9 protein-coding genes are annotated in these 11870 nt (G+C 71.7%); 2 read left to right on the top strand and 7 right to left on the bottom strand.

Annotation, left to right across the window (positions count from 1 at the left end):
- Nucleotides 1-30: 30 nt before the first annotated feature.
- The 5 genes from ACFVS9_RS06140 to ACFVS9_RS06120 form a co-directional block, all read right to left on the bottom strand.
- Entirely contained in the window at nucleotides 31-1578 is a 1548-nt protein-coding gene (locus tag ACFVS9_RS06140; protein ID WP_389930440.1) for a polysaccharide lyase family 1 protein, read from the bottom strand.
- A 940-nt stretch (nucleotides 1579-2518) separates the two neighbouring features.
- A complete protein-coding gene (gene allB, locus ACFVS9_RS06135) occupies nucleotides 2519-3856 on the bottom strand; it encodes an allantoinase AllB (RefSeq protein ID WP_389930438.1) in 1338 nt (445 codons plus the stop codon).
- 80 nt (nucleotides 3857-3936) lie between these two features.
- Nucleotides 3937-4662, bottom strand: a complete 726-nt coding sequence (locus tag ACFVS9_RS06130; RefSeq protein ID WP_389930435.1) for an aspartate/glutamate racemase family protein — start codon at nucleotides 4660-4662, stop codon at nucleotides 3937-3939.
- Nucleotides 4663-4700: 38 nt separating this feature from the next.
- Nucleotides 4701-6209: an NCS1 family nucleobase:cation symporter-1 gene (locus tag ACFVS9_RS06125; protein WP_383115360.1), complete on the bottom strand. Its 1509-nt coding sequence runs from the start codon at nucleotides 6207-6209 to the stop codon at nucleotides 4701-4703.
- A 497-nt stretch (nucleotides 6210-6706) separates the two neighbouring features.
- The gene (locus ACFVS9_RS06120) at nucleotides 6707-7321 is read right to left on the bottom strand and encodes a TOPRIM nucleotidyl transferase/hydrolase domain-containing protein (RefSeq protein ID WP_389930433.1); all 615 of its coding nucleotides are present in this window, start codon (nucleotides 7319-7321) and stop codon (nucleotides 6707-6709) included.
- A 207-nt stretch (nucleotides 7322-7528) separates the two neighbouring features.
- Between ACFVS9_RS06120 and ACFVS9_RS06115 the strand changes: the two genes are divergently transcribed.
- Nucleotides 7529-7915: a hypothetical protein gene (locus ACFVS9_RS06115; protein ID WP_389930431.1), complete on the top strand. Its 387-nt coding sequence runs from the start codon at nucleotides 7529-7531 to the stop codon at nucleotides 7913-7915.
- A 61-nt stretch (nucleotides 7916-7976) separates the two neighbouring features.
- Here the strand turns inward: ACFVS9_RS06115 and ACFVS9_RS06110 are convergent, their stop codons facing one another.
- Together ACFVS9_RS06110 and ACFVS9_RS06105 are read right to left on the bottom strand one after the other, a co-directional pair.
- Nucleotides 7977-9152, bottom strand: coding sequence for a spore photoproduct lyase family protein (locus ACFVS9_RS06110; protein ID WP_389930429.1), 1176 nt, complete (start codon nucleotides 9150-9152; stop codon nucleotides 7977-7979).
- An 80-nt stretch (nucleotides 9153-9232) separates the two neighbouring features.
- The gene (locus ACFVS9_RS06105; protein WP_389930426.1) at nucleotides 9233-10744 is read right to left on the bottom strand and encodes a cryptochrome/photolyase family protein; all 1512 of its coding nucleotides are present in this window, start codon (nucleotides 10742-10744) and stop codon (nucleotides 9233-9235) included.
- 464 nt (nucleotides 10745-11208) lie between these two features.
- Between ACFVS9_RS06105 and ACFVS9_RS06100 the strand changes: the two genes are divergently transcribed.
- A complete protein-coding gene (locus tag ACFVS9_RS06100) occupies nucleotides 11209-11853 on the top strand; it encodes a dihydrofolate reductase family protein (RefSeq protein WP_389930424.1) in 645 nt (214 codons plus the stop codon).
- Nucleotides 11854-11870 lie beyond the last annotated feature (17 nt).

Here is an 11870-nt window from a genome sequence, read left to right as displayed (position 1 = left end):
GGCGGGGGCGGGCGCCCGGGACCGGCGCCACTATCCGGCGTACGTCTCGAACTCGGCGACCTTCGGCGTCCCCGTCGAACCGGTGATCTCGAAGGTGATCTTCTTCAGCGAGGTCTTGGGGACCGTGATCACGCCCGCCCCGCTGCCGGAGGTCAGGACGGCTCCGCTGTCGCCGTTGAGGACCCTCCAGGATCCGATGGCGCCGGCGGAACCGGACGCCTCACGGATGTTGATCCTGGAGACGGAGGTGGCCGTTCCCCACTTGACCGAGATGGAACCGGTCGAGCCTGCCGGTGACCAGTAGGTGCTCATGTCACCGTCCCGCACGTTGCCGTAGCTGACCCCGCTCGCCTTGCTGGAGCCGTCGGCACCGGCTCCGGAACCGAGGCTGAGGTTGGTCCCGCTGGGCTGGGTGGGGTCGGGCGTGGGGTCCGTCGGGCTCGGCGTCGGGGTGGTCGGCGGCTGCGACGAGCACTTGCCGTCCGACACCTTCAGGCCCTTGTTGGCGCCCGCCGTCGCGGTGACGGTCGCCGGGACGCAGCTCGCGTCGTCGAGGGTGTAGGAGTAGGGGATGCTGACGCTGGTGTTCGACTTCGGGTCGGGCCCGGCGGGGTTGTTCTCCTTGCCGGGGGCGGACCAGGTCACGTTGTCGAAGGTGTTGCCGCTGACCTGCCAGTATCCGGCCGCGTCGGTGTAGAACGTGCCCAGCACGTCCTTGGAGTTCTTGAAGTAGTTGTTGTCCACCTTGGCGCGGGCACCGGCCCGGGAGTTGATTCCGGACTCGTTGAGCTTCACGTAGTAGTTGTTGTAGATGTGGGCGATGCCGCCGCGGAGCAGGGGCACCCGCGAGTCGATGTTCTCGTACAGGTTGTGGTGGTACGTGATGAAGCCGTTGGACAGCTCCGTCTCGCTGGAACCGACCAGGCCGCCACGCCCGGAGTTGCGCAGGGTGCTGTACGAGAGCGTGACGTACTGGGTGTTGGCCTTCAGGTCGAAGAGGCCGTCGTAGCCCTCCGACTCGCCGCCGGACGCTTCCAGGGTGGTGTGGTCGACCCAGACGTTGCGGACGTCGCTCTCCATGCCGATGGCGTCACCGCCGTTGGACGTGGGCGAGCCGGACTTCTTGACGTTCTTGACGGTCACGTTCTGGATGATGATGTTGCTGGACTGGCGGACGTGGATGCCCAGCTGGTCGAAGACGGCACCGCTGCCCACGCCGACGAGGGTGACGTTGCTGATCTGCTTCAGCTCGATCACACCGGCGGCGGTGTTGCAGCTGCCGCCCGACACCTTGGCGGTGTTGCCGTGGTTGATCGTGCCCTCGACCTCGATGGTGATCGGGGTACTGCTGCTGGCACGGCCGCACAGCGCCTGGTGGATCGCGGTGCCCGTGGTGGCCCGGACGGTCGTCCCGCCGGCACCGCCGGTGGTCCCGCCGTTCTGGGTCGCGTAGCCGGTGGCACTGCCGGTCGCGGCCGCCGACGCCGCCTCCGGCATCGACAGGACCACGCCGGTCGCGGCCGCCAGGGCCATCGTGGCCAGTGCGGCGTTGAGGCGCAGCGCTACTGGTCGTCTCATGTTGGTGTCCCCATTCGTCTTCACATGCTGGTGTTGCTGCTCCATGCCGCGGTCGCAACGGCGAGCCGGCCGAGCCGGCGGCGCATCACTGCGACGCCCACGCGGGCCGGTCGTGCATGTTCGTTCCGAACTGCCGGGACCGGACTTCAGCCGGTCCCGGACACAGCGCGTACGGGATCACCGGTCACCCCGTGAACGGGTGGGGTACACCCTTCGTCCACCGGCGGACCGGTGCCCCGGTCAAGCCCTGCGCCGTACCGGTGGCGGCTCGTGCGCGTCCGTCACGACGGCCGTCGCGACGGACGCTTCCACCGGACGGAACCCAGGAGGGGAAAGCGCTTTCTGCCCGCGACAATAGAGCGCCCGCCGGTGGACTGACAAGGTTCATGACAGGTCCGTCTGCCACCGGGGGGTCGGGGGAACTCGCCCGCGTCTGACGGCAGGACCACTGACGTCCTCGTGGCAGACGACAACAGGTCCGAGATTCCGGGCCGGTGGCATGCACGGCTCGTCAACAACGTAGAACCACAGCGGAGTCGGACGAAGAAGGGGCTGGAGGGAAGGCTCCTCGCCCACAGGGCGGCAACGGGTGCGGGAGGCGTACGCGCCCGGGGGTCGGACGGACTTCTCCGCGGCTCGGCCGATGCCCCACGCGCGGGCGGCGGCGGCGAGGAGGCGGCCGGTCTCCAGGTCGTTCGTCTTCTCGCCGAAGACGTTCCGCTCGACCCCCTCGGGTGGAACCGCCCTGCGCCCGGACCGTTCTGGGCACAGGGAGTCGGCCGCGGCGGTGGACGGCGACACGGTCGACAGGCCGCTCCTCGACCGGCCCCGTGGGACCTTGGGCCCGGTCGAGGGCCCCAGCGCCGGCGGGTAAGCGGGAGGTCCCCCGGCGGCGGGCGCGTCCAGCCCGCCGCCGGGGCGTTGACAACCCGCGGGTGGCTCAGGCGTCCCTCTCCAGGAGTCGGCCGGTGGGCTCGGCGAGTACGCCGTCGGCGGCGATCCGGGTGCCGCGCAGCCAGGTGGATCTGACGACGCCGTGCAGGGTCTTGCCGGCGTAGGCGGTGACCTGGTTGCGGTGGTGGAGGCCGGCGGGATCGACGGTGAAGGTCTCCTCGGGCGCCAGGACCGCGAAGTCCGCGTCGCGCCCGGCCTCGATCGCCCCCTTCCTGCCCAGACCGGCCAGACGCGCGGGACCGGCCGACATCCAGCGCACCACGTCGTCGAGCGTGTGCCCCCGACGGCGCGCCTCGGTCCAGATCGCCGGAAGACCCAGCTGGAGGGAGGAGATCCCGCCCCAGGCGGATGCGAAGTCGGGGGTCTTGAGGTCGGTGGTGCAGGGTGAGTGGTCGGAGACGACGCAGTCGATCGTCCCGTCGGCGAGCCCGGCCCAGAGGGCGTCCTGGTTCGCGGCCTCACGGATCGGCGGACAGCACTTGAACTCGGTCGCCCCGTCGGGGACTTCCTCGGCGGTCAGGGTCAGGAAGTGCGGGCACGACTCGACGGTGACGCGTACGCCCTCGCGCTTGGCGGCGGCGATCAGCGGCAGCGCGTCGCCGGAGGAGAGGTGCAGGACGTGGACGCGGGCGTTCAGGCGCCTGGCGTGCGCGATGAGGCCCTCGATCGCGGCGTTCTCGGCGTCGCGCGGGCGGGACGCCAGGAAGTCGGCGTACTTCTCCCCGCTCCTGCGCGGCGCACCGGCGAGGTGGTGCGGGTCCTCGGCGTGCACGATCAGCAGGCCGCCGAAGCCCGTGATCTCCGCCATGGAGCGCGCCAGTTGCTCCTGGTCCAGCTCGGGGAACTCCTCCACACCGGAAGGCGAGAGGAAGCACTTGAAGCCGAACACCCCGGCCTCGTACAGCGGGCGGAGGTCCTTCGTGTTGGACGGCACGGCGCCACCCCAGAAACCGGTGTCGATGTGCGCCTTGGGGGCGGCGACGCGCTGCTTGACGCGCAGGTGCTCGACCGTGGTCGTCGGCGGGAGGGAGTTGAGCGGCATGTCGAGCAGCGTGGTGATGCCGCCCGCCGCAGCGGCGCGGGTGGCGGTCCAGAAGCCCTCCCACTCGGTGCGGCCCGGGTCGTTCACGTGGACATGGGTGTCGACGAGGCCCGGCAGCAGGGCGTCGTCACCGAAGTCCTCGACACGCACACCGCCCGGCACCCCGGCGTCGTACGGCAGAACCGCCTCGATCTCCCCACCGGCGACCAGCACCGACGCGGGCCGCGTCCCCTCGGGGGTGACGACACGTGTCGAGCGCAGGACCAGTTGTACCTCGGGCACGGATGCCCTCCTCTTCAGAGCGTGTTCCTCGGGTGGGACCGGAGTGCGGCCCCCGGGCGCGGGCGGTGGACGGCGCCGCCTCAGCGGTCACCTGGGGGCCAGTTGACGAACCGCTTGGGGCGCGGCGGGGCGTACGTGCGCACCTTCGACGTGGTCAGGCCCAGACGGACCAGTGACTCGGCGATCGTCACCGCGGCGCTCACACCGTCGACGACGGGGACGCCGGTGCGTTCGACGACGCGTTCGGTGAGGCCCGACATGCCGCCGCAGCCGAGGCAGATCACTTCCGCCCGGTCGGTCTCCACGGCCAGGGCGGCCTGTTCGACGATGGCGGCGACGGCCGCCTCCTCGTCCCGTTCCAGATCCAGCACCGCGAGCCCGCTGGCCCGCACCGAGGCGCAGCGCGCGCTCAGCCCGGCGGTGTGCAGGCGCTCCTCGATCAACGGCACCGTGCGGTCCAGGCTCGTGACGACGGAGTAGCTGCGGCCGAGGAACTGCGCGGTGCTCGCGGCGGCCTCGGTGATGTCGACGACCGGCACGTCGAGCAGTTCCTGTAGCCCTTCCCGCCCGTGCTCGCCGTATCCGGCCTGGATCACGGCGTCGAACGGCTCCGGATAGGCACGGACCGTCTCCATCACGGCGATGGCGGCGAGGTAGCTCTCGTAGTTGCCCTCGACGGACTCCGCCCCGAAGGAGGGGGTCAGCGGAACGATCTCGGTGCCCGGCGACGCCGCACCGGCGGCCTGCTCGCCGATGGAGTCGGTGATCGACTGCGTGGTGTTGACGTTGACGACGAGGATGCGCATGCCATGGCCTTCGGTTCGGTGGTGCGTCCGGCGGTGGTTCATTCGGCGGCGACGGCGATGGACTCGCCGTCCACGTCCCGGATCTGTGCCCGCCGGTCCGCGATGAGGGCGTAGAGCACGGCGGCGAGGAACGCGCCGACGAACCAGGAGAACCCGGCCGCGGCGTGGAAGAAGGGCACCAGCGCGACGACGACGGCGACCGCCGCGCCGGGGACGAAGGCCGCCACCGCGCGGGGGTTGAAACCGCGGCTGTAGTGGTACTCGCCCCCCGGGTCGTCGCTGTAGAGGTCGGGCACGTTGACCTGGGACTTCCTCAGCAGCCAGTAGTCCGCCATGATCACGCCGAAGAGCGGTCCGAGGAGGGCCCCGAGTCCCCCGAGGAAGTAGTTCACGACGACCGGGCTGTCGTAGAGGTTCCACGGCAGGATCGCCAGCCCGATGACCGCGCTCACGACGCCCGCCCGGCGGAAGTTCAGCCTGCGGGGGAAGAGGTCGATGAGCGCGTAGATCGGCGCGACGAAGTTGGCCAGCAGGTTCACCGCGACCGTCAGGGCGATGAGGGCGAGCGAGGCCACCGCCAGGAGGAACATGTTCGGGATGGTGCGGACGATGTCCGTGGGGCTGGTGATGATGTGCCCGTCGAGCTTGAACTGCGCCCCGCTGAGGACCACCACGATGACGGCGAAGAAGAGCATGTTCAGCGGGATGCCGATCACGTTGCCGCGCACGATGGAGCCGCGGCTCTTCGCGGACCGGGTGAAGTCGCAGAAGTTCAGGACGAACGTCCCGTAGATCACCACCCACAGCGCGGCGGCCTGGAGGATCTGGAGCCACATGGCCCCGCCGGTGAGCGGTGCGTCGACGGACAGCGAGATCGAGCCGTCCGCACGGACGAACATCCAGACCGCGAGGGCGAGCATGGTGATCAGGGTCGTGGGCGCCGCGAAGGCCATGTACCTCCGGATCATCTGCATCCCGTAGCTCACGATGAGGAGTTGGAGGGCCCACAGGGAGACGAACGAGATCCAGCCGAGAGCCGACTGCCCGAGCAGCGCGTGCGCGTCCAGGGCGCGCAGGCCGGGGAACATCGCGAGGAGGAGGGCGCTCAGGACGGCGGAGGCGAGGTAGGTCTGGATGCCGAACCAGGCGATCGCGACGATGCCGCGGACCGCGGCGGGTATCTTCGCGCCCTTGATGCCGAACGCGATGCGGCTCATGACGGGGAAGGGGACGCCCGTCTTGTGACCCATGAAGCCGGACAGCGTCAGCAGGAGGAAGAGCAGGACCGAGGCGAGCGCGAAGGCCGCCAGGATGCCCCACACGTTCAGGCCGAGGGCGAAGAGGCCGATGGCGAAGGCGTAGTTGCCGAGGCTGTGGACGTCGTTGGCCCAGAGGGTGAAGACGTTGTACGCGCCCCAGCGGCGTCCCTGCTTCTTCGTCGGGGCCAGGTCGTAGGTGTACAGGACGGAGCTGGTGCCTCCGGTGCCCCCGTCGGCCCGGGTGCCCCCGGTGGCCGTCTCGGGCGGCAGGTCCTCCACAGCAGTCATCGGTCGGCCCTCGATTGTTCACTAGGGGTCGCCACGGAGCCTGTCGGCGGGCCGCTTCGGAGAAGGCCGCGCGCCACGGGTCCCGGCGACGGAGAGAGTTCAGAGGTTTCCACAAAGTGGAAGTTGATTTCCGCAAACCAAAACGTAGTTTTCGCCCGAGGCCAGCGTCAAGGGTTACGGGCAGGCGACTTCCCCGCGGACACAGCACCTGCACGGGAGGGGGGTTCCGTGGATCGGATGGCGCGGGGCGGCGTGGCGGAAGGTGAGGACGCGTCCGGCCGAGGGCGCTCGCGCCCCGCTCCGGACCCGCCGCGCCGGGCACCCCGGAGCGCGGTCGGACCGGTGCGGGCGCCCATCGACGGCGGGCCGTTCCTCCGGAGGCGCCCTACCGGGGACGGACGGACCACTCCCCGGTACGGTCCGCCCTCCCCGAGCAGGCCGCTCCCCCACACCGGCGGTTCGCACCACCGTGCGCGGCAGCCGTGGGCACCCGGTGGTCAGAGGTGCGCGAACAGGCCGTCCAGCGGGGGTACGCGCTCGGGGCCGAGGGCCTCGACGAGCACACGGCCGTAGTGGATCTTGCGCCCCTTCTTCGTGCCGAAGAAGCGCCGCAGCTGCTGGTGTGCGGTGCGGCCCCGCTGCGCCGGCTGGTTCACGAAGGTCCGCAGGGCCCGCAGGTCGCCCTCCTCGCGTACGACTTCCTCCACGCGCGTCACCCCCAGGGCCCGGATGAGCTCGTCCTCCAGGTCGGCCGCGCAGACGAAGAACTCCCGCGACGCCGCACCGGCCCGTTCCAGGCCGCGGGCGTAGTAGCCGCGCTCCCTCTCGTCGCACAGCCCGGTGAGGCGAAGGCCCAGGCCGGAGGGGCCGAGGAGACCGGCGTAGCGCCCGACGCCCATCGCACCGCCCATCGACAGGACACAGACCCCTTCGGCCGCGAGGTCCCTGCCCCGGCTCGCGGCCAGCGCACCGACCGCGGCGACATCGCTCGGCCCTTCGAGCAGGACGGCCGCCCTGACGGACAGCCGCGCGGCCAGCTCCCGAGCGGGGTCACCGGAGCCGCCGGCCGCCCATGTGGTGACCGCCGCCCGGAACGCCCCCATGTCAGCCATGGGCCGAGTCTCCGCCCCGCGCCTCCGCCGCGCCAGGCATTTTCGGCGGGCGGGGGACGGACGGCGGGCTCCGCCGGTGCGTACGGTGACGGCGGTCGGGAACGGCCGGGCCGCGAGCCGGGACACCGCCCAGGCGGTACGGAAGCCCCGCAGGCGGCCCGCGAGAGCCGACCGGCGAGCGGCGGGCCCCGTACGCCCCGTCGATGCGTGGGCAGTACCGCGCCGGGTGCGGGCGCCCGCACCCGGACGGTGGCCGCGAACAAGCCGCTGGTCGACGTGGCGAAGGCAGATCCGTCGACGAAGGAGAACCGTCAACTGATTCCCACCGCGCAGGACTTCGCTCCGATGCACCAGGCGTACCACCGGGTCTCCTGGCCGGCCGCCGTCCCCGCCACCGTCATCGTGTCGGAGAAGACGCCGTTCGACGGGTCCCCCCGGGACGCCCGGCTCTGGCGGGACGCGGCGGCGGCGTTCGTGGAGGCCGGACCCGGCCGGACCCCGGTCACCGCCGAGGGCAGCTCGCACGACATCCCGGCCGAGCGCCCCGCGCTCGTACTCGCGGAGACGGAGAAGACGGCCGCCGCACACGGGTGAGGCGCACGGCGGGCGGGGCGGAGCGCTGGGGACGGGCACCGCCCCGCCGCGGAGCACACGTTCAGAAGGCGTACCTGATGCGCAGCCACGGGGCGTGGGTGGCGATGAGCTCCTGGATCCGCACCAGGGAGCGCTGCTTGACCTCCCGGGCGTAGCGGACGTTGAGCGCCCCGTTCTGCGAGCGCTTCGTCTCCTGGGCGGCCGGCTGCCACAGCACGTCCTCGGCGCGCGGGTGCCAGCCCAGGTTGACCTCGTGCAGCGACCGGTTGTGGGTCAGCATGATGATCTCCGCCGCCGCCTGTGCCTTCACCCGGGCGGGCAGGACGTCGTCGAGGTGGACGAACAGGTCCGCCCAGTCCCGCTGCCACCCGGGGCGCAGGACGACGGGCGAGAGGTTGAAGTGGACCTCGTACCCGGCGTCGAGGAAGTCGGGCGCCGCGGCGATCCGTTCGGCCACCGGGCTGGTGCGGATGTCCAGCAGCCGCGCGTCGTCGGGCGGCATGAGGGAGAAGCGGACCCGGGTGCGGCCCTGGGGGTCGAAGGCGAGCAGGTCGGGGTTGACGAACTTGGTCGCGAAGGACGCCTTCGCCGTCGGCAGGTGCCGGAAGGCTGCGACGAGGTCCTCGGTGTTGTCGCAGACGAGGGCGTCGACCGAGCAGTCCCCGTTCTCTCCGATGTCGTAGACCCAGGAACGGGGATCGCACTGGTTGGGTTCCGTCTTGGGGCCCTGGGCCCGTACGTGGCGGCGGACGTGGGCCACGATCGCCTCGATGTTGGTGAACAGCGTGATGGGGTTCGCGTACCCCTTGCGGCGGGGGACGTAGCAGTAGGCGCAGGCCATCGCGCAGCCGTTGGAGGGGCCGGGGGCGATCCAGTCGGCCGATCTGCCGTTGGGCCGCGTGGTGAGGGTCTGCTTGACGCCGAGGACGAGCGTCTCGGTCTTGACGCGGACCCACCGGGCGGTGTTGCCGTCGTTCCCGTGGAGGGAGGGGATGCGCCAGTGGCCGTCGACCTCGGTCACGCGCGCTCCGGGCAGCCGGGCCATGATCTGCCGGCCCCGTGGGGAGTCCAGGGCCGCCGGTTCCGCGTAGACCTCCCGTACGTCGAGCATCCGGCGTGCCCGCCGGCTGTCCCGGAACGTCCGCCCGGCCGCCGGCGCCGGTGCGGTGTCCGGCCAGCCGAAGAGCGCCTGCTGCCCGTTCTCCTCCGGGGCGGGTCCTGCCGCCGGCTGATCCACGTCCCTCTCCTTCCGCGCGCTGTGACCGTGCCCCGGCTCCGGTGCCGGGGTACGGCCCCCGGGCGGACCGTACAACGGTCTCAGTCCCTGCGGTCGCGCTCCTGCTCCAGCAGTTCGCCGAGGTCGGTGAGGCGGTCCAGTCCCCGCACCGCCCGGGTCATCCGCGCGTTGTGTTCGAAGCGGTCGCGGTGGCGGTGCAGGAGGTTCCAGTATCCGGCGGTGAAGGGGCAGGCGTCCTCACCCACCCGTACGGACGGCTTGTAGCGGCAGGGGCCGCAGAGGTCGCTCATGCGGTCGATGTAGGCGCCGCCCGAGGTGTAGGGCTTGGTGGTCATGCGGCCCCCGTCCGCGTACTGCGACATGCCCACCACGTTGGGGACCATGACCCAGTCGTAGCCGTCGACGAAGCCGCGGTGGAACCAGTCGGTGACGGCGGCCGGGTCCCATCCCCGTTGCAGGGCGTGGCTGCCGAGGATCATCAGGCGCGGGATGTGGTGTGTCCAGCCGGTCGTCCTGACCTGGTCCAGCGTGTGGGTCAGGCAGTTCGCCCCGGTCCCCTCCCCGTCCAGCTCGGTGAACCAGCCGGGCAGCGCTCCGTGGTGGCGCAGGGCGTTGCCCTCGCGGTACCGGGCGCCGAAGTACCAGTAGACGTGCCAGACGAACTCGCGCCATCCGGCGATCTGCCGTACGAACCCCTCGGCGCTGTTGAGCGGCACGTCCCCGGACCGCCACCGGGCCTCCGCCCGTTCGACGCACTCCGCGGGGTCCAGCAGGCCGAGGTTGAGCGACGAGGAGAGCAGGCTGTGGCTCATCGTCGCGTCCTCGGCGAGCACCGCGTCCTCGTACGCCCCGAAGGTGGTGAGCCGGTGCTCGGTGAAGCGGCGGAGCGCCGCGAGGGCCTCCCGGCGGGTGGCGGGAAACCGGCGCGGCGCGTCCTCGCCGACGAACTCGACGTCCCCCTCGCGCGACCACCGGTCGAGGTCCGAGCGCACCTCGGCGTCGATGTCGCTCTCCCGGGGGCGGTAGGGCGCGGGAACGCCCAGGGCGGTGGCGCCTCGGGGCGGGGGCCGCCGGTTGTCGTGGTCGAGGTTCCACCGGCCGCCGGCGGGGTCGTCGCCCTCCATCAGCAGGTCGTGCGTCCGGCGGACCCAGCGGTAGAAGTCCTCCTGCCGGAGGTGCTTCGTGCCGCGGCCGTCCGCCCACGTCCTGAACTCGTCGTGCGTCACGAGGAAGCCGTGGGCCGTCAGGACGCGTACGGAGGGCAGCCCGCGCACGAAGGCCAGGGCCGCGTGGGACGTCGGGTGACGCACCGTCACCGGGCCGTCCCCCACGGCCTCGCGCAGGCCCTCGCGGTAGGTGCCGGCCTTGACGTAGCGCACGCGGTCGCCCAGTTCGGCGGCCCGGTGCCGCATCGCGGAGAGGACGAGGTGGGCCTTGGCCCGGTGGAACCGCCGTCGCCCGAAGACGCGGCGGGACTCGATCATCAGCAGCGGCGCGTCCCGGTGCGGGCCGCCCCGCGCGGGATCGACGAAATGGGGTCCGAGCTGATCGCCGAACAGCCAGTGGGGGGTGCCGGACTCTTCCTCAGGCATGCCGGGTGCTCCGTCGACGGTCTGTGTCCTGGCCGGCGCCCTGCGCGTCCGTCCGTCACCGATCAAAGCGCACGGCGGAGCGCGGGGTACTCCGCACACGCCGGGGTGCACGGACTCTCCCCGGTGCCCGCCCTCGCCGTGCCCCGTCGTCCGGCGGTCCGGCCCTTCGCCCTCCGGCACCCGCTCGCCCTCGACGGCGACTCGGTGTCCTTGGGCCGCGGGGCCCCGGCGGCCGTCATCGGGCGGCCGGAGGCCGGCCCTCACCCCGTGACGCCGCCCGCCCGGACGTCGCCCGACCACCACGCTGTCGTCCGGCGGGGCTGTCAGTCGGGTCCGGTACGGTGCGGGAGACCTCGCGCCGGTTCCGAGGAACCGGCGCCGCTTCCGTCATCCTCGGGAGCGCGATGAGTTCTCCCGCCCCGGAGGGTCTCATCACCGTTGTCGACGACGTAGGAGGAACACCTATGGCCCAGCTGCTGAGGGTCCAGAACTTCACCGTCTCCAGTGACGGGATCGCAGCCGGCGAGGACCAGACCCTTGAACACCCGTTCGGCCACGTCGAGCCCGGGCGGCTGTTCGCCTGGGCGGGTGCCACCGCGAGCTGGCCGGGGCGCACCGACTCCGGGGGGAGCCGGGGCCTCGACGACTACTTGACGCGGGACTTCGCGCACGGCATCGGCGCCGAGATCATGGGGCGCAACAAGTTCGGTCCGCAGCGCGGGCCGTGGAACGACCACGAGTGGCGCGGCTGGTGGGGGGACGAGCCGCCTTTCCATACCCCGGTGTTCGTGCTGACCCACCACACGCGCCCGTCGTTCACGCTCTCCGACACCACGTTCCACTTCGTCGACGGCGATCCCGCCACGGTCCTCGGTCAGGCCCGGGAGGCGGCACGGGGCAAGGACGTCAGGCTCGGCGGCGGGGTGACGACCATCCGGGAGTTCCTCGACGCCGACCTCGTCGACACCCTGCACGTGGCGGTCTCGCCCGTGAAGTTCGGGTCCGGCCTGCGGCTCTGGGAGTCCCCCGACGAACTGACCGACAGGTTCCACCTGGACGTCGTGCCCAGCCCGAGCGGCGTGACCCATCACCTGTTCTGGCGGAAGTGACACCTGCGGCCCGGACG

Origin of the sequence: Streptomyces sp. NPDC058008 (genome assembly GCF_042886395.1) — a bacterium.
In the GTDB taxonomy this organism is placed as follows: Bacteria; Actinomycetota; Actinomycetes; order Streptomycetales; family Streptomycetaceae; genus Streptomyces.
The sequence above is the reverse complement of the archived record's forward strand: the minus strand, read 5'-3'. Positions and strand labels throughout refer to the sequence as shown.